The 17827-nt window shown below is 71.3% G+C and carries 14 protein-coding genes; 6 read left to right on the forward strand and 8 right to left on the reverse strand.

The features are described 5' to 3' along the window. Positions 1 to 195: 195 nt before the first annotated feature. Entirely contained in the window at positions 196 to 726 is a 531-nt protein-coding gene (locus AC1DYG_RS13395; protein ID WP_477640365.1) for a MarR family winged helix-turn-helix transcriptional regulator, read from the forward strand. 58 nt (positions 727 to 784) lie between these two features. Here AC1DYG_RS13395 and AC1DYG_RS13400 read toward each other — a convergent pair whose 3' ends face one another. Next, on the reverse strand, positions 785 to 3397 hold the full coding sequence (locus AC1DYG_RS13400) for a penicillin acylase family protein (RefSeq protein ID WP_477640366.1): 2613 nt from the start codon (positions 3395 to 3397) through the stop codon (positions 785 to 787). Between the two features lie 47 nt (positions 3398 to 3444). Between AC1DYG_RS13400 and AC1DYG_RS13405 the strand changes: the two genes are divergently transcribed. The 5 genes from AC1DYG_RS13405 to AC1DYG_RS13425 all read left to right on the forward strand — a co-directional run bounded on the left by AC1DYG_RS13405 (position 3445) and on the right by AC1DYG_RS13425 (position 7750). Continuing rightward, complete coding sequence (locus tag AC1DYG_RS13405; RefSeq protein WP_477640367.1) at positions 3445 to 5016, forward strand: potassium/proton antiporter; 1572 nt, start codon at positions 3445 to 3447, stop codon at positions 5014 to 5016. A 93-nt stretch (positions 5017 to 5109) separates the two neighbouring features. After that, positions 5110 to 5478: an FmdB family zinc ribbon protein gene (locus AC1DYG_RS13410; RefSeq protein WP_477640368.1), complete on the forward strand. Its 369-nt coding sequence runs from the start codon at positions 5110 to 5112 to the stop codon at positions 5476 to 5478. 143 nt (positions 5479 to 5621) lie between these two features. Next, positions 5622 to 6458, forward strand: coding sequence for an S-methyl-5'-thioadenosine phosphorylase (locus AC1DYG_RS13415; protein WP_477640369.1), 837 nt, complete (start codon positions 5622 to 5624; stop codon positions 6456 to 6458). 204 nt (positions 6459 to 6662) lie between these two features. After that, entirely contained in the window at positions 6663 to 7295 is a 633-nt protein-coding gene (locus AC1DYG_RS13420) for an SAF domain-containing protein (protein ID WP_477640370.1), read from the forward strand. 89 nt (positions 7296 to 7384) lie between these two features. Further along, positions 7385 to 7750, forward strand: coding sequence for an MscL family protein (locus AC1DYG_RS13425; protein WP_477640371.1), 366 nt, complete (start codon positions 7385 to 7387; stop codon positions 7748 to 7750). Between the two features lie 143 nt (positions 7751 to 7893). Here AC1DYG_RS13425 and AC1DYG_RS13430 read toward each other — a convergent pair whose 3' ends face one another. From AC1DYG_RS13430 to AC1DYG_RS13460, 7 genes are all read right to left on the reverse strand, one after another. After that, the gene (locus AC1DYG_RS13430; protein WP_477640372.1) at positions 7894 to 12312 is read right to left on the reverse strand and encodes an AAA domain-containing protein; all 4419 of its coding nucleotides are present in this window, start codon (positions 12310 to 12312) and stop codon (positions 7894 to 7896) included. A 50-nt stretch (positions 12313 to 12362) separates the two neighbouring features. Next, positions 12363 to 13682 (reverse strand): MFS transporter, encoded by a 1320-nt coding sequence (locus AC1DYG_RS13435; RefSeq protein ID WP_477640373.1) that lies wholly within the window; start codon positions 13680 to 13682, stop codon positions 12363 to 12365. 116 nt (positions 13683 to 13798) lie between these two features. Then, the gene (locus AC1DYG_RS13440) at positions 13799 to 14884 is read right to left on the reverse strand and encodes a hypothetical protein (protein WP_477640374.1); all 1086 of its coding nucleotides are present in this window, start codon (positions 14882 to 14884) and stop codon (positions 13799 to 13801) included. After that, complete coding sequence (locus AC1DYG_RS13445) at positions 14881 to 15345, reverse strand: hypothetical protein (RefSeq protein ID WP_477640375.1); 465 nt, start codon at positions 15343 to 15345, stop codon at positions 14881 to 14883. The genes AC1DYG_RS13440 and AC1DYG_RS13445 overlap by 4 nt, the downstream gene beginning before the upstream one ends. Next, the gene (locus tag AC1DYG_RS13450) at positions 15342 to 15875 is read right to left on the reverse strand and encodes a hypothetical protein (RefSeq protein ID WP_477640376.1); all 534 of its coding nucleotides are present in this window, start codon (positions 15873 to 15875) and stop codon (positions 15342 to 15344) included. Before AC1DYG_RS13450 ends, AC1DYG_RS13445 begins: the two co-directional genes overlap by 4 nt. Before the next feature lie 141 nt (positions 15876 to 16016). Continuing rightward, positions 16017 to 16496 carry a TasA family protein gene (locus AC1DYG_RS13455; protein WP_477640377.1) on the reverse strand — a complete coding sequence of 160 codons (480 nt, stop codon included), beginning with the start codon at positions 16494 to 16496 and terminating at the stop codon, positions 16017 to 16019. A 415-nt stretch (positions 16497 to 16911) separates the two neighbouring features. Then, the gene (locus tag AC1DYG_RS13460) at positions 16912 to 17670 is read right to left on the reverse strand and encodes a matrixin family metalloprotease (RefSeq protein ID WP_477640378.1); all 759 of its coding nucleotides are present in this window, start codon (positions 17668 to 17670) and stop codon (positions 16912 to 16914) included. Between the last annotated feature and the right edge of the window lie 157 nt (positions 17671 to 17827).

A 17827-nucleotide genomic window follows, 5' to 3' on the forward strand; every position in this document is an offset into this window, starting at 1 on the left:
GGCCGGCCAGCACGCCACCCTCACCACACAGACGTCAAGCGCCTTGACGCCGCGTCAAGGCTCTTGACGCGGCGTGAGGAGGGAACATGTGCCCCCGCTGGTCCGCCGCGTTGCCGGCCCCAGCCGCCGCCCCCGCCGCCAGGAAAGCCTGTGGACAGTCGACGGACGACCTTCGCCGACGGGCACGATGGCCGGATGTCGTTTCGCAACCCCACTCCCGAGGAAACCGATGCTCGGTTTGCCGCACTCCTTGCCGGTCCGATCGTCACGGCGCCGCTGGACGAGGGCTCGACACCCGCGGATCTACCGCTGCTGCTGAGGCTGGCCAACGCCCGCGTCGAGCAGCAGATGCGACGGGTGACCACCGACCTGGGCCATCCGGGCCTCACGCCTGCTGCCGTTCACACCCTGCGGGTCTGCAGCCACGGTGGCAAACGGCTGGCCAGCATCGCCGAGCACCTCTTGGTGTCCCGACAGGCTGCCGCCCAGGTCGTCAACGGGTTGGAGCGAACGGGCCTGGTGGAGCGGGGTGTCACCGAGCGTGGCCCCCTCGTGGCGTCGACGGACGAGGGCCTGGCCCTCGTGCGCGAGGTGACAGCGGCGCTGACGGAGCTCATCGAGGCGTGGCTGGTGCACCTCCCCGAGGACCGGCTCGAGCAACTGACCGCAGATCTCGACGTGCTCACCGAGCCGCCCGGGGCCCGGTGGCGCCAGCTTGGCGACTGACCCCAGCTCATCGAGCGAGCCCTACGACGAGTGAGAGCCCGGCCTTACGACGAGCGGATCAACTCGACGTACCGCCCGGCACGAGGGTCAGCTCGTCGCCGCCGGCATCCCGGACGGCCTTCTCGGTGAACGGCCAGTCGTAGAGCTCGTTCTTGGCCCACGCCTCGGACTGGTCGTTGTAGTGGTCGGCAAAGGCGTGACCACTGTTGCCGGTCTGGTTGACCCAGTGCGACCCGTCCAGGTTCGACAGGTCGACGACCATCCGCATCGACGGCGCCCAGTCGACGTCGAACGCCTTGTTGGAGTCCTTGCCGTCCAGTCCCACACTGGCATCCCATCCGTTGGCGTCGACGATCGCCGAGCCGCCGGGCATGTTCATGGGTCCGCGGTTGAAGAGCTTGGCCACAATGCCCGGCACGTCGTCGCCACCGAGCACCTGGTGGGTCAGGGTGAGCTGGTGCAGCTGTCCCCACTGCCAGTCCCCTGGCTCCTTGCCGAGCTCCTTGGTGAGCTGGAGCCGCGCGTCGACGAGCGCCCTGCGCAGGATCTCGGACTGCCCCTCGGCCACCCCGGGGGTGCGCTTGTCATCCCACCAGGCCGAGCGCGGCTTGGTCAGCAGCACCGACACCGCCTGCATCCACTGGTCGCCACCGTCCGCGCGCAAGTCCTTCGGGAGCTCGTCGTCGAAGGTCAGGTTGAGCAGGCTGGACCAGACCGCGTTGTAGTACGCCGCAGCGGCGCCGGACTCGCTCGCACCCACCGGGTTCGTGTAGTCCCAGCCGCGCAACAGCTCCTGCGCCTGCTTGGTGAAGTCGTCGCGCCCCAGGTCGACCTTGAGCAGCGCCTTGACCAGGGTCGGTGCGAACTGGCTGCGGGTGTCGCCCTGGATGGACGACATCGTGGCCGGGGTGACCTTGGTGTTCTTCTCCAGCAGTGACCGGATGCGCTGGCTGCGGAAGCCGTAGTCCCACTCAGTCGTGAGGAACGGCGTTCCACTCTCGGTGACGGCCTGGTTTGCCGCGACGATGAAACCCTCGGAGGGGTTGTAGCTGTGGGGCATCGAGGCGAACGGCACGTAGCCCTGCCAGTCCCACGACGAGACCCAGCCCGGCCTGATCCAGTAGCCGGGGGCCGCCTCCATGTAGCGGCTGCGGACCGGGATCCGGCCCGGCGCCTGGTAGCCGATGTTGCCGGCCGTGTCCGCATAGATGAGGTTCTGCGCGGGGACGGCGAACTGCTCTGCGGCAGTGCGGAACTGGTCGAAGTTCGTGGCCGTGTTGAGACCGAAGATCGCATCAGCGGTCTGGCTCACCTCGATGCCGGTCCACTGCAACGCGACCTCGTAGGACCCGGGGCTGGGACGCCCGTTGACGGGTGGGCTCTCGCCGGCGCTCGCGACGTTCTCGATGGCGTCGGAGAGGATCGGGCCGTGCACGGTGCTGCGGACCGTGATGGTCTGCTCACCGCCGCCCCCGATCTTGATCGTCTCGGTGCGCATGGTCAGCGGGACCTGCTTGCCGTCGCGCAGGTAGGTGTCGCCTCGCACCTGCTCGAGGAAGAAGTCGCTGACGTCGGGTCCGAGGTTGGTGAAACCCCACGCGATCGACTGGTTGTGGCCGATGACCACGCCGGGCAGCCCGGAGAACGAGTAGCCGGCCACGTCGAAGGGACAGCTGCTGCTGACCGACCGACAGTGCAGGCCGACCTGGTACCAGATGCCCGGGATCGAGACACCGAGGTGGGGATCGTTGGCCAGCAACGGTTTTCCGGTGCTCGTGCGACTCCCGCCGACGACCCACGAGTTGGACCCGATCCCGTCACCGCGACCCATCGTCACCGGGACGGCGTCGAGCGCACGCTGCACCACGGCATACGCGTGCTGTGCGTTCTTGCTCGTCTCCTTGGCGAGGTCACCGGCGGGGACGGCCGAGTTCGCGGATGTCGAGGAGGTGCTGGGCGACCAGTCCTGGGGGGACAGGATCGGCTTGTTGGTGTCATAGGGATAGGACGGGAACAGCTCGTTGATCTGCGACGTGGACATCGAGCCGGCCAGGCGCGCGCGCATCAGCTCGGCGTTGTAGTCGCCACGCAGGTCCCACGCCATCGCCTTGAGCCAGGCGAGGGAGTCGGCCGGTGTCCAGTCCTCGACCCGGTAGTCATTGACCTTCTGGCCGAGGACGACGTACTCGAGCGACATGTTCGAGGGGCTGCCCTGCCGGTGGATGTAGGCGTTCACCCCGTCGGCGTAGGCCTGCAGGTAGCGGCGCGTCTCGGGCTTGAGGGTCGGCAGCTCCGCCTCGGCGACGCGGCGCCACCCGAGGGTGCGGATCACGCGGTCGGTCTCGAGGCCGCCCTCGCCGACGAGCTCGGAGAGCCGTCCGGCGGTGATGTGGCGGCGCAGGTCCATCTCGAAGAACCGGTCCTGGGCGTGGACGAATCCCTCTGCCTTGAACAGGTCGTCGGCGCTGTCCGCATAGATCTGCGGGATGCCGTGGTCGCCGCGGATGACGCTCACCTTGCCGGACAGGCCGGGGAGCTGGATCTCCCCCTCGGTGGTCGGGAACGGACGGCGCGCCCAGGTGACCGCGAGCACCGCGACAACTCCGAAGACGACGACGAGCAGGGCTGCCACGACCACGGCGATGCGGCGGGCAAGAAGGGCGCGAGACACCCTGCGAGACTATCCGCACCACACCGAGGGAAAGGACGTGACCGGCCGTGCGCGCTGCGATCCTGCCCGGTGGGCTCCGCTGGTCCGACGCGACCACGTCCGACTCGTTCACCCTGCACGACCTGACCCCTGCCCTGCTGATCGGCTCGGTCGTCCTGCTCGTCTCGGTGGCCGCGGTGAGGCTCTCGCTCAAGTCCGGGCTGCCCTCCCTGCTCATCTACCTCGGCATCGGCCTGGCCATCGGCGAAGCCGGCCCCTTCATTCAGATCCGGTTCGACTCCAACGAGCTCACCCAGGTGCTCGGCTACGCCGCCCTCATCCTCATCCTCAGCGAGGGCGGGCTCAGCACCAGGTGGGAGGGCATCCGCCGATCGGTAGGCCCGGCGGCCGTGTTGTCGACCGTCGGCGTGATCGTGTCGGTGCTGGTCGTCGCGCTGGCTGCGCGGTTCGTGCTGCAGCTCGACTGGAACACCGCCCTGCTCATCGGCGCGATCCTGTCCTCGACGGACGCGGCAGCGGTCTTCTCGGTGCTCCGCCGGGTGCCCCTCCCCCGGCGGATCACCGGGATGCTCGAGGCCGAGTCGGGTTTCAACGACGCCCCCGTGGTCATCCTCGTGACCGCCCTCGCGGCGCGGTCGGCCGACCCCGCGGACGCCGAAGGCTGGTTCACCCTGGCGCTCAAGGCGGTCGCCGAGCTCGGCGCGGGTGCCGTCATCGGCCTCGCCGTGGGGTGGGCGGGCGGACAGTTCATGAGGCGCGCCGCCTCAGGTGCCTCCGGCCTGTTCAGCATCGGCGTGGTCGCCCTCACCGTCCTCGCGTATGCCGCGGCGGCGAGTGTGCACGCCAGCGGCTTCATCGCCTGCTACCTCGCGGCCCTGGTGCTGGGCAACCTGCGCCTCCCCCACGCACCCGCCGTCCTCGGGCTCTCGACCGCCCTGGGGTGGCTCGCCCAGATCGGGCTGTTCGTGCTGCTCGGGCTCCTTGCGTCGCCGGGTGACATGGGTGACCAGATCGTCCCGGCCATCGTCATCGGCCTCGTGCTGCTGCTCGTAGCGCGACCGCTGTCGGTGCTGGTGTCGGTGTCGCCCTTTCGGCTCCGGTGGCGCGACCAGGTCTTCCTGTCGTGGGCCGGGCTGCGCGGCGCTGTCCCCGTCGTCCTCGCGACCGTGCCGCTCACCGTGGGCGCCAAGAACGTCAACTGGATCTTCGAGCTCGTCTTCGTGCTCGTGGTCATCTTCACCCTGGTCCAGGCCCCGACCCTGCCGTGGGTCGCCCAGCGGCTGGGCATCGTCGAGGACTACGCCACCCTCGACCTCGCCGTCGAGGCCACGCCCCTCGACGAGCTCCAGGCCGAGCTCATCCAGGTGACCGTCGGACCGGCGTCCAAGCTGCACGGGGTCGAGGTGTTCGAGCTGCGCCTGCCCGAGGGCGCCAACGTGACGCTCGTCGTGCGCGCGGGCAGGGGCTTCGTGCCGGAGAACAACACGGTGATCCGCCGCGGCGACCAGCTGCTCATCGTGTCGACCGCCGAGGCCAGGAGCCGGGCCGAGAAGCGGGTCCGCTCGGTCAGCCAGCACGGCCGCCTGGCCGGCTGGAAGGACGGCGGCGGGAAGAAGTAGGCCCCGCGCGGCCTTATAGTTGGCAGTCGAGCCATGACAGTGCCAGCGTCGCGGCCCGCGACCGCCAGCCAGAACGCCCCTTTGGAGGAACCCGTGCCGACGTACTCCTACGCCTGCACCGAGTGCGACCACCGCTTCGACGCGGTGCAGTCGTTCACCGACGACTCCCTGACCGTCTGCCCCGAGTGCGAGGGCCGGCTCCGGAAGGTCTTCAACGCGGTCGGTGTCGTCTTCAAGGGCGGCGGTTTCTACCGCACGGACTCCCGGAGCACCTCCTCCGCCTCCGTCCCGGCGCCGTCGGGTGGGTCGAGCGGGTCCTCCGGCGAGTCGTCGAGCGCGTCGAAGGGCGGCTCCGCGGGCTCGTCGAAGGGCTCGTCGAGCGCGTCCAGCGGTTCCGGCGGCTCCACGAGCAGCTCGTCCGCCAGGACGTCGTCGAAATCCGCGGACGGTTCGGCCGCCTGACCTTCCCGACCCCTGTGCCGCCACTGCGCGGCATACCTCGATATCGCCCGTCCCTGTCCACAGGGGCGGGCGTCGTCGCGTCGCCATCCACAGGAGCCGCTGACGGCGGGCGAGGCCGGTCCGGCGCTGCGTAGTCTGCTGACATGACCTCGACGACTCCCCGCGCCGACCTCGGACTGATCGGCGGCTCCGGCTTCTACGAGTTCTTCGACGCTGCGGAGCGGGTGAGCGTGAGCACCCCGTTCGGTGACCCGAGCGACGACCTGGTCATCGGCGAGGTCGACGGGCGGCGGGTCGCGTTCATCGCGCGGCACGGGCAGGGACACCGGTTCCCTCCTCACCGGGTGAACTACCGCGCCAACCTGTGGGCGCTGCGCTCGGTCGGGGTCCGCCAGGTCCTCGCGCCGTGCGCGGTGGGTTCGCTGCGACCGGAGCTCGGGCCGGGCACGATCGTGGTGCCCGACCAGGTGGTCGACCGCACGTGGGGCCGCGAGCACACCGTGTATGCCGCGGAGGGGCCGGTCGTGCACGTGGGCTTCGCCGACCCCTACTGTCCGCGCGGGCGGGCGGTGGCCGTCGAGTCCGCCACTGCCGCAGGCAAATCCGTGGCCGATGCCGGCACCTTGGTGGTCGTCAACGGGCCCCGCTTCTCGTCCAAGGCCGAGTCGGCCTGGCATCAGCAGGCCGGCTGGACCGTGGTCGGCATGACGGGTATGCCGGAGGCGTCGATCGCCCGCGAGCTCGCGATGTGCTTCACGACCATCGCCCTGGTGACCGACCACGACGCCGGGGTCGACGGTGGCGAGGCGGTCACCCACGAGGAGGTCCTCGCGGTCTTTGCCGAGAACGTCGGCGGGCTCAAGCAGGTGCTGCGTTCGGCGCTGGCCGCCATGCCTGCCGAGGAGTCCGATGCCGACGCGACCTGCGGGTGCCGGCGGGCGCTCGACGGGATCACCCTGCCCTTCGCGCTGCCCGGGTAGGGGCGCGGCGCGGTGCGAGGCGGGCGCAACAGGACCGGAGCAGACGGCGCGGCGAGAGCCGGGGCAGTGTCTGGCGTCGGGGCAGTGTCTGGCGGTGGGGCAGTGTCTGGCGGTGGGGCAATTGCCGGCACTGGCGCCGGGGCGGTGGCTGGCGCGGTGGGGTGGCTGCACGGTCCGGGCCGTCGCCGGCAGTGGCGGCGTCGCGTGGTCAGACGTGGGCTCGCCATGCTGTGCGCGATGGGGGCGGCGATCGGCGGGCTCGCGCTGGCTCGTTCCGCCGACTCGCGTCCGTTGGTGCGCGTCGTCGTCGCAGCCCGGCCGATGGCTGTCGGCGAGGTGGCCTCCCCTGGTTCGCTGCGTGAGGTCTGGTGGCCCGCCGAGCTGGCTCCTCAGAGCAGCATCCACAGCATGGCCGAGGTGCTCGGGCGACCGATCGCGGCGCCGCTGGCTCCTGGCGAGCCGGTGACCAGGGCTCGGGTCAACCGCAGCTCGCTGCTGACCGGACAGCCGGTCGAGGCGGTCGCGGTGCACGTCACGGTGCCCGATCCCGGTGCGGTGTCGATGGTTTCGGCGGGCGACAGAATCGACCTGTGGAGCCCCGACGGGCCCGTGGCGCGCGCGGTCGTCGTGCTCAGTGTGGACAAATCCGTGACCACGGACTTCGGGTCCGTGATCCAGGGTCAGGGGTCGTCGAGCGGCTATGCGCTCGATGGGGGCGGTGTGGTTGTTTCCGCAGGTCAGGAGGAAGCGCGACGCATCCTCGCCGTTCCGGAGGACGCGCTCGGCCGGCCCCAGATCGAGCTGGTCCTCACCCATGACTGGCCCGAAACCGGCTGAATCCGCATCCTGCACCCCGCACGTCGCCTTCGCGGGGTCGCTAGCGTGTGCGCCGTAGGTCCAACTTCCAGGGAAAGGTCGCGACAGCCATGAAGGGTTTCAAGGACTTCGTCATGCGAGGCAACCTCGTGGAGCTTGCCGTCGCCTTCATCATCGGCGCGGCGTTCGCCGCCGTCGTCACCTCGTTCACCAAGATCATCATCGAGCTCGTCACCAAGGCAGGGGGCGCCAAGAACTTCGACGACTTCAAGCCCGGTGGACTGGTGTCGGTCGGACCGTTCCTCACCGCGCTCTTCGCGTTCCTTCTCATGGCCGCCGTCGTCTACTTCTTCGTCGTGAAGCCGTACGAGGCTGCCAAGGCTCGGTTCGTCAAGGCTGACGAGGTCGACGCCGCGCCCGACGAGAGTGTCGTCCTGCTGCGCGAGATCCGCGACGCCCTCAAGGGCCGGGCCTGAGCTTCCCCCGCTCGCCTCTCCCCGCTCGCCTCTCCCCGCTCGCCTCTCCCCGCTCGCCTCTCCCCGCTCGCCTCTCCCCCGTTCGAGGTAAACCCGCCGGGACTTCCCGGCGGGTTTACCTCGAACCGAGTGGAGCCTCGCGGTCAGTCGGAACCCCAGTGCGGTGGACGCTGTTCGCGCAGCCAGCGGTCGTAGGCCAGCTCCTCGTGCGGCTCGCCCCAGCCGACATCCGTGTCGTCCTTGGTCTGCTCGGGCTTGGTCTGCTGGGGCTTTGTGCGCTCGGCCGTGACCGTCGGCTCAGGCTCGGTCGGCTCGGGCTCGGTCGGCTCGGGCTCGGTCGGCTCGGGCTCGGTCGGCTCCGGCTCAGTCGGCTCCGGCTCAGTCGGCTCCGGCTCGGGCTCGGTCGGCTGGGCGCTGGTCGGCCCTGGTGGGCGCTTGGCCCGGCGGCCGCGGACGCGGCGCTGGCGAGCGCCCTCGTCGGCGGTCGGGCTGAACTCGTCCTGGGTCGTGGTGGCTTCCGACCGGGCTGATGAGTCGTCGCCCTGGGTCGGCTCGGCCTCGCTGCCCATCGGCAGCATCTCTTGGCCACCTGCACCACGGGCCGGAACAGGCACCACCGGAGAGCGGCGGGCCGCTGGGGCCGCGGGGGCTGCCTGGGCTGCGGGGGCCACGGTCGGCAGCGGGGTCGGGCGGTTGGCGACGGCCTGCTGGACCGCGGCGTTGACCCGGGCGACGTCGCGGGCGGGATCGCGGAACAGGTCGGTCGTCCAGACCCGGACGTGCATCCACCCGAGCCTGCCGAGCTGTTCGCCGCGCAGCCGGTCGCGGTCTCGGCTGCTGCGCATCGCGGCGTAGGCCGGACCGTCGGTCTCGACGGCGACGAGGACGTGGCCACGGTGGTTGGGATCCTCAACCGCGAGGTCGATGGGCTGGCCGGCCGAACCGTAGGACTCGTGCACCACCAGTCCGGAGTCACGCAGCCGTCGGGCGAACTCGGCCCGCAATGCGGTGGAGCCCACCTCGACGTGGCGGGAAATCGACCCTCCAGCCGCGGGAGGGGTCGATGTGCCACCCTCTCGGGCGCCCGCACCCACGCCAGCCTGGTCGGCGACGGGCGCGGGGAAGCTGCCGTCCGCGGCATACGCGAGGAAGTCGCGGAGCATGACCGAACCGCGGGACTTGAGCCGGGCTGGGTCCAGGTCACCCGCGAGCAGCGACGAGACCACGGTCATCCGGCGGCGGGACCTGGTGATGGCGACGTTGAGGCGACGCTCCCCGCCCTCGAGGTTGAGCGGGCCGAACCGGTGCAGCACCCGGCCGTGCGGGGTCTTGCCGTAGCCGACCGACAGGATGATGGCGTCGCGCTCGTCGCCCTGGACGCGTTCGAGGTTCTTGACGAAGAAGCGCTCAGGCCGGTCCTCGTCGAAGAAGTCGCCGACCCCGTCGGCCGCGTCGGTCGCGAGCGCGCGCCGGAGGGCGTCGTCGAGGCGAGTCGCGTGCTTGATGCCGAGGGCGATGACGCCGAGTGACTCGTGCGGACGGGTGCGGGCGTGTTCGAGGACGAGCTCGACGACCCGGGACACCTCGGCCTCGGTCGACTCGATCGCCTCCTCACCGGCCTGGACGATGCCCGACCCCTCGACCGACTCGAGGCTCACCACGGCGTCGGTGCCAGTGCCGGGGAAGGTGACGAGCGAGCCGTCGTACATCTCGCGGTTGGCGAATGCGACGAGGCGTTCGTCGAGCGAGCGGTAGTGCCACGACAGCCGGCGGGTCGGCAGCGCGGCGGTCAGCACGTCGAGGACCGACTCGAAGCCCTCGGTCAGCGCGTCCGTCTCCGGTGCCCCCTCCTCGTCGACCGCCGCCGTGAAGAAGCTGGTCGGCGGCAGCTGGCGTTCGTCACCGGCCACCACGACCTGGTGCGCCCGCGAGATCGCCGACACGGCCTGGGCCGGCGGGATCTGCGAGGCCTCGTCGAAGATCACGACGTCGAACCAGCGCCCGGGCGGCAGCACCGACGCGACCACGAGCGGCGACATCGCCCAGGCGGGCTTCGCGGCGGTCAGGGTCTCGGCGGCCTTGGGCAGCAGATCGCGCAGCGGGCGGTGGCGACGGGACTTGCCCGCCTCGGCACGGACCAACGCCTCCTGGTCGGGGTGGTCGGCCAGCACCTCGCGCAGCCGACGCCCGGCTCCGGCACGCACCCGGTCGGCGCTGGCGCGCAGGTGGGCGTGGTCGGCGGCGACGTACTCGCGCGCGACCCGCTGCAGCTGGGCTCCGTCGTGCGCGCCATAGCTCGGGTCGCGCACGATGAGGTCTTCGGACAGCGAGGTCCACCAGACGAACTCGAGCTCGGCGGCGACGTCGTCGGGCTCCACACCACGGCGGGCAACGTCGTCGAGGAAAGCGCTCATACCCGCCTCGCGCAGGGCGTCGAGGGTGCCGAGCACCTGGGGCACGACGGTGAGGCGGTCGGGGCGACTGTCGAGCTCGGCCAACCGCTCCCGGAGCTCGCCGAGGGTCGCGCCGAAGAGGTCACCACCCCTGTGCGTCGCCGTGAGCCTGCCCTCCAGCCAGGTGAGGTCCGACGCGACGGAGGCGTAGGCCGTGCGGGCCCGGTCGAGGTCGACCGGGATCTCGGGCCGGCCACCGGCTCCGGCCATCTGCTGCCAGGCGTTGCGCTGGACCTGCGCGTCGAGCAGTGCTGCGTGCAGGTCGGCCGGGGGCGGACCGGGACGCAGCAGCGAGCGAGCCTGACGGCGCAGGCGCCACCGCGAATACCAGCCCAGGGCAACGCTGTTCGCCTCGCGATAGGCCTTGCCCCCGGTGGCGGCAACCAGGTCGCCGAGCGGGATGTCGAAGATCTCGGGCCGGAACACCTCGAGGGTGTCTCGGACCCGGCCGACCGAGTCGAGCACGCTCCCCCAGTCGCCCACGCGGTCGGCCTGCGGGAGGCTGACCTCCGAGAAGACGTCGTGCATCGTCTGCTCGAGCTCCTGCAGCCCACCCTGGCTGAGCCTGCTCGTGATGTCACGGGCGCGCACCGCCTCCTCCGAGGTCGCGATCCGCGCCCCGAACCACGGGTCGGTCCCCTCCTGCGTGGACCAGGCCCCCAGCGACGCCGCCTCGGTCAGCTGGCGGCCGAGCTCCTGCACCCGCTGCCGGTCGAGGCCCGCGAGCTGTTCCCCACGGACGCGCACCCGTGAGGTGGGCGGGTGGGCCAGGCTGCCCAGCCTCGAGATGGCTTCCTGCGCCTGGTGGGCCGAGACCCCCCAGGGCTGACGCACCGCGTGCAGGGCGGCCGAGTGCGCGACCAGGGTCGCGCGCCGGTCGACCAGGGCGTGCTCGATCTCGCTCGTGTCGGGGTCCTGCACCTGGGTGCCGCGGTCGAGGGCAGCCCCGAACTCCTGGGCCAGGCGCCGCTTGTTGCTCGCGCCGTCATAGGCGTCGAGGACGAGGTCACCCAGGCCCACACCGTCGAGCCGGGAGAGCACCGCGTCGATCGCCGCGCGCTTCTCGGCGACGAACAGCACCCGCTTGCCCTCGCCGGCGAGGCTGGCGATGAGGTTGGCGATGGTCTGCGACTTGCCGGTGCCGGGCGGTCCCTTGATGACGAGGTGGGCTCCGGAGCGGACCGCGTCGATCGCTGCCTGCTGCGTGGAGTCGGCGTCGAGGATGAGCAGCTCGTGGGACGGGTCGGAGTCCGCGGGCGAGTCGGGGACGGACGTCCTGACCGCGCGGAGCGCTCCGGGATCGCCCGCGAGGGCTGCCACGACATCGTGGTCGGCCAGCGAATCTCCTTGTGCCGCAAGGTCAGCCACCATGGGCAGCTTGGCGTAGGAGAACGTCCCGACCACGAGCCGCGGCGACACGGAGAACTCCGGCACGGACGCGCAGAGCGAGGTCAGCGCGGCATAGACAGGGTGGGGGTCAAAGGCGCCACTCGCGTTGGCCATCTCCTCGAGGGCACCGGTGTCGAGCTCGAGCCCCTGCTCGGAGCGCAGGTAGTGCTCGAGGACCGGGTTGAACTCCACGTCGTTGCCCAGGTCGAGGTCGAAGTCCTCGCGGGCGGCGCCGGTCGGCTTCAGGACGCAGGACCGCAGCAGCACGGGGGCCGCCGGGGCGCGCGACGCCCCGCGCACGGTCCAGCTCGCCATCCCGATCGCGATGAACCCGGCCGCGATGCCGCGCTCCTCGGACAGCTCGAGGGTCTTGGCGCGGATGATGCGGGCGCGACGACGGGCCTCGTCGAGGGCCGCGGCCTCCCGGACGAGGTCGGAGAGCCGGGTCGGGCGGCCGGCGAGCAGCATGGCCAGCCCGCCGGGGTGCGCGGTGGTGAGGTCGAGGGTGCCGCTGGGCAGGTCGCGGTACCAGAGCAGGGTGTTGCGACCACCGAGGTCGACGAGGTGGCGCTGCCAGACCTTGACGGCTTCCGCGACGCGCGTGCCGCGCGGGTCGGCGTCAGCCTGGGGCGCCCCCTGCTGCTCGGTATGCCGGGTGGGCGGGAGCGCGTCGCCGCTGGGCTGCGGCGCTGCTGGGGTCTCGTCGGTCGGCGGGGTCACCCAAGCAGGCTAACCAACCTGGTCGTCCTCACGGTCGGGCAACACGGGGATCACTCGGGCAGGACGGTCTCTGGCAGCACCGGGTCGGGTGACATCGACGTGGCATGACCCGAGCCCGTGCCGTTCACGCGGATGAGCAGGGACGCCAGGGCGACGACGGCGGCGAGGGCGGCCGCGCAGGCGCCCAGCATCGAATAGCCGAACTGGCCGACGACGACGCCCGCCAGCGCACCACCGCCACCGGCGGCCAGCCCCATGACCAGGTCGGCCGCGCCCTGGGCTCCAGCGCGCTCGGCGAGGGGCACGGACTTCACCACCAGGGTGGAGCCGGCGACGAGGGTGAACGACCAGCCGAGGCCGAGCAGGAACAGCCCGGTGGCCAGCCCCGCGGACCAGCCGGTCGGGGCCTGGGCGGAGAGCAGCCCGGCGACCACGAGGACGACCGCCCCGGCGAGGCCGCACGACCGCCCACCGAACCGGTCGACGGCCAGCCCGGTGAGCGGCGAGAACGCGAACATGCCGAGCACGTGCAGGCTGATCACCAGGCCGATGATCCGCAGGCTGGCGCCGCCGTGGTGCATGTGGAGGGGGGTCATCACCATGACGCTGACCATGACGGTGTGCCCGAGGGCCATCGTCACCAGGCCGAGCAGGGCGCCGGGGTGGGCGAGCAGGGTGCGCCAGCCGCGGACGACGGAACCGTGCTGGCGCTCGAGCGGCTCGGTGGCGACGGCGGCGGCGCGCTCCCGGGCGAGGAGCAAGGGGTCGGGGCGCAGCCGGGTGAACAGCAGGACCGCGCCGAGCACGAGACCAGCGAGGGAGAAGACATAGGGACCGGTCAGCGCCGGGATCCCGAGGAACCTCGCGACCGGCTCGCCCGGCCCCGCGAGGTTGGGCCCGAACACGGCGCCGATCGTCGTCGCCCACACCACGGTGGACAGGTCGCGCCCGCGGTGGGCTTCGTCGGCGAGGTCGGCCGCGGCATAGCGAGCCTGGCTGTTGGCGGCGTTGGACCCCCCGAACAGTGCGGCGCCGGCCAGGAGCAGCGGGAAGCTGCGGATCGCGCCGGCCGTGATCATCGTCAGGGCGCCGATGATGCCGAGGGCGTAGCCGACCAGCAGTCCCCAGCGGCGCCCGCGCGCGGCCATGACGTGGGCCATGGGGATCGCGATGAGCGCCCCACCCAGGACCTGGAACGTGCCCCCGAGCCCGGCGAGGTCAGCTGATCCGCCGACGTCCTCGGCGAGCAGCGCACCGATGCCCGCCCCCGCGGACACCCCCACGCCGACGAGGACCTGGGTGCCGATGAGCGTGGTGATGGTGCGCCGCTGGACGGACCTGTCGGGGGCGTTGGTGTCGGGCGTGGGCACCGCGCCAGTATGCCGCCCGCTCCCGACACCACGCCTCCCCCGCCACGCCCCTGAGCCAGGCTCCCTGAGCGGGCCCAACTGAGGAGGCCGCCCGGCCCCCTGACCGGGCGGACTCCTCAGGTGGCGTTGGTGACGGTCAGCGTCGAGATGCCGGTGGCCGTGAAGGCGACGCTGACGGGCGCCTCGTTGTTGGCGATCGAGACGATCAGCTGGGTTGCGCTCGCGCCACTGCCCGCAGCGATCGTGGCCGTGCTCGTCGCGCCAGACCTCGTGGCGGTGACCAGGAGTGCGGTCGGGGTGGTGGCCGGGTTGCCCCAGGTGTCGAGCAGGTTGGCGGTGGCGGCCCAGTCGCGCTTGCCGTTCTGGGCCGGGTTGCTCGCGGAGCAGGTCCTGGCGGCGGGCGGCTCGCTGAGCGCCTGGCAGGTGACGGTGACGGCGATCAGCTTGCTGGTGACCGCGCTCAGGACGAAGTTCTTGGCGACACCCGCGGTGACGATGGTGGTCGCCGATCCGGTGACGGCGCCCGTGCTCGGCGTCAGGGTTGCGCTGCCAGCGGCGTACAGCGTCACCGAGACGGTGGCGCTGCCCCCCGAGAAGGTGGCGGCCGCAGGCAGGACCGCGGCCTTGCCGGACGGGCTGGCAGCGACCGCAGCCCAGGTGAGCGCCTTGGAGCCCGTGTAGGCCGAGTCGACAGTGCCGTCGCACTTCTTCGCCGTGAGCGTCACCGTCGTCGCGGCGCCGGCGGTCACAGCCGGAGCGGCGACGGCGTAGGTGTCAGGGCCCGTGCAGCCGGTGGTCCCCGACGCGGCCGAGGACGCCGCGGTCCACGAGCCGATGGAGGCCACCACCGTGTAGCTGTAGGTGGTGTCCGAGGTCAGACCGGTGTCGGTGCAGGACCACGGCGACGCGCCGGGCGCGCAGATGGTGGTCGAGCCACGCTTGACCGCATAGGTGGTCGTGGGGAGCTGGGCCCCGGGCAGGGTGCCGCTGACGACGAGCGACGTGGCGGTCGGCGAGCCGACGCCGGGCGCGGCCGGGGTCACCAGGGAGGCGGCCGTAGCGGTGGTGCTGCCGGTGCCGATGACCGACCACACGGCATACGCGGGGATGGCGCCGAGGGCGAGGCAGACCGCGGCGGCGAGGAGCACACGCACCGGGCGACGGCTGGTCACGCGGCGGGTGGTGCGCTGGGTCGGGTTCACGGCAGCCGTCCGTCGGCCTGGAGGGGGATGGTGAAGGTGGCGCCCTGGCAGTCCGACGACGACGCGGTCGTCATGCCGACGGCGTTGGCGACGCTCAGCGAGGTGCTGCCACCGGCCGGGACGACGAGGGACGTGGAGGCGGGCAGGGAGACCGTGACGCCCGGCGTGGTGCACCCGGCGCTGGCGGTGACCGACCCGGCGAGGGCGAGCGAGGTCACCGTGACGGAGGCGGAGTTCGGGTTGCTGACGGTGACGAGGACGTCGGCGGAGCCACCGGGATGGAGCAGGCCGGCCACCGTCGCCGAGACGCCGAGAGCCTGGGGTATGCCGCTCGCAGCGGTACCGGCGCCGGCTCCGAGAGCCGACCAGGCGGCATACGCGACGCCGCCGGCCAGGAGGAGGGCCGTCGTGCCGAGGCAGGCAGAGGCGAGGCGACGCATCCAGCGCTGGTGGGAGGTCACGAGTTGCCGTTGCCCTGCCCCTGGGTGGCCAGACCACCGAAGGCGAGCGGGAACGAGACGTTCTTGCAGCCGTCCTGCGACGTGGCGGTGTTCAGCATCATGATCGTGAGGGGGATCATGATGCTCGACTTGCGCGGCACGAGGTAGGTGCGCGCGCCGGGCTTGGTCGCCTGGTAGCTGCTGACGACGAGGTTGGTGGTGCCCGAGCAGGAGGCGTTCGCGTCCTGGGGCGTCGCGGTGAGCTCGAGGATCTTGTAGTCGACGGCGTCCGGGTTGGTGACCTTGACCTGCAGGGTCTGCATCTGGCCGGGGCGCAGCTGGCTGACGCTGCCGATCGCCGCGAACGGTGCGTGACCGGCAGGGCTCTGGGCCACGGCCGCGCCGCTGCTGTGCACGAGGCGCAACGCGCCTGGCTGGGGCGTGGGCTCCGCGTTGGTGAGCCAGACCCCGCAGCTGCTGAGGAGGGCGAGGAGGACCACGAGACCGACGGCCCCCGCGAGAATGCGGCGCAGGCGCGGTGTGGTGGTCATGAGCATGTCTCCCGGGTGATGAGCGCGGTGGTGGCGAAGGGTCGAGCGTGGTGCTGCTGGCAGTCGAGGACCGGCCTGGCCGCCCGGTGGCATCGGGGGGGTTGATACCACCGGACGGGGTTCAGGGGCTCGACGTCACGATCAGTTGCTGGCGAAGACCAGGTCGACGGTGACGTTCTTGCAGTTGTCCTGGTTGGTGGACAGGTTGTTCATCGCGATGGTGGCCGGGCCCCAGGCGTCGACGCCGGCGCCGGACGCGATCTCGTGGGCCGTCGCTGCCGGCGCCACGATGGTGAAGTCGTTCGCGGTGCACGCGGGCTTGAGGGCGTTGGCCTGCTTGGACCAGCCAGGGGCCACGGCGACCGTGACCTGGTTGATGTACACGGTGCCGGCGTTCGTGTTGTCGAAGTTGCCGGAGACGTCGTGCGCGGGGCCACCCGGGTAGAGGCCCGTGACGGCGGCGCTGGTCGCGTTGATCTTGACCGCGACGACGGTGCCGGTGGCGGCCGAGCCGGTGCCCGCGCCACTGGTGCTCCAGTAGGCAAAGGCGACCCCGCCGACGATGAAGGTGAGGGCTGCGCCCGTGGCGACGGCTGCGGCGCGCTTGCGGTTGAACTGCATGGGGGGTTCCTCTGTTCGGGGACGGTGGCCGGCTTGATGCGTGGCCCCTGTGGGGATGATTCGATCGTGTCGAACCCCCTCAGGGCGGCACATCGATCAACCTGCCCCTTGAAAGGGTCATTGGATCTACTGGAAATCCCCCAGTTGGGTCTGCATTTGGTAAAGAACCCTCACCGCTCGACGGTGATGGTGTATAAGCCATACCGACGCGCGTGAACCCGTCGTTCGCGCTCGCGCTCGCGTGGGCGCGTCGCGTCAGCGCGGGGCGTCAGTGCCGGGCGGCGCGCCCGCGCCGAACCCGCGGCATACAAAAGCGACTGCCCGCTCGCTGGTGGGCGAACGGGCAGTCTGTGTGCCAGGCGGTCGTGACGCCGGGCAGTCCGTGGGCACGCGTGGTGCCGGGCTGGTGGTGCGGCTAGCCGAGGTCCCTCAACGGCATGTAGGCCGTGTTGATGCAGCCCGAGGCCTTGCCCACCTTGTACAGGCCGGCGCGGTCGCCGCTGTAGAACAGCGTGGGCGAGGTCGTCCGGATCGAGGGGTACATCTGCTGACGGGTGTCGCTGACGTGCTGGAGCCCGACGGCGTGGCCGAGCTCGTGGGAGAGCAGGTTGCTGCGCCGCAGTCCGGTGCCGGTGCCGCCCTTGGTCTGCTGGAGCATCTGTGGGGTGTCGATGACGACGAACCCGCGCTGTGCCGCCACCGTGTAGGACGTCTTGCCGCTGACCGTGCGGGAGACATAGCCGTAGTAGAGACCGCCCTGGCCGAGCGTGGAGCCGGCCAACGAGTAGTTCGTCTTGGTCGGCGTGGTGAAGGCGATGACGATCTCGGCGGACTGCGAGGCCATCGACCCGACCTTGGGGACCTCGGTGGTACTCCCCTTGTAGCTGAAGACGAAGGAGGTGCTCGCGGCGACCTTCGCCACCGCAGCCTTGGTGTCGGCGAGGACGGTGGAGCGCAGCGAACTGGGCACCGCCGCCAGGTTCACCTTGTAGGTGATCGCCGTCTGGCAGCCGTTCCAGCGAACGACCCGCTTCGACCCGTCCGGCAACGACGCGTACGTCATCTTGTAGGTCACGATGGCACCGTCCGCGGTCTGCGGAGCCGCAGCGACCACACCCGCGGCCAGGGCGGCCGGGGCGAGGACGACGCCGAGGACGGCGATGGGCTTGCGCATGGATCCTCCGAACGAGCGCCGCGGGCGCGACACTGCGGGCTTGAACTTAGAAGCGCACGTCATTCGGTGGAGGTGGAAAGGCTGCGCCATCATCCATTTGGATGAGATGGACCTAGCCAGACGGCGGTGACGTGCGACCTCGAGGCGTCGCGAACGT

It is taken from the genome of Pedococcus sp. P1_H8, from assembly GCF_056405175.1.

Excerpts from the sequence above, each read along its gene's own strand:
- AC1DYG_RS13460 (WP_477640378.1), bottom strand. The coding sequence starts at position 17,670 with ATGCGCAAGCCCATCGCCGTCCTCGGCGTCGTCCTCGCCCCGGCCGCC.
- AC1DYG_RS13415 (WP_477640369.1), top strand. The coding sequence starts at position 5,622 with ATGACCTCGACGACTCCCCGCGCCGACCTCGGACTGATCGGCGGCTCC.
- AC1DYG_RS13425 (WP_477640371.1), top strand. The coding sequence starts at position 7,385 with ATGAAGGGTTTCAAGGACTTCGTCATGCGAGGCAACCTCGTGGAGCTT.
- AC1DYG_RS13455 (WP_477640377.1), bottom strand. The coding sequence starts at position 16,496 with ATGCAGTTCAACCGCAAGCGCGCCGCAGCCGTCGCCACGGGCGCAGCC.
- AC1DYG_RS13395 (WP_477640365.1), top strand. The coding sequence starts at position 196 with ATGTCGTTTCGCAACCCCACTCCCGAGGAAACCGATGCTCGGTTTGCC.
- AC1DYG_RS13450 (WP_477640376.1), bottom strand. The coding sequence starts at position 15,875 with ATGACCACCACACCGCGCCTGCGCCGCATTCTCGCGGGGGCCGTCGGT.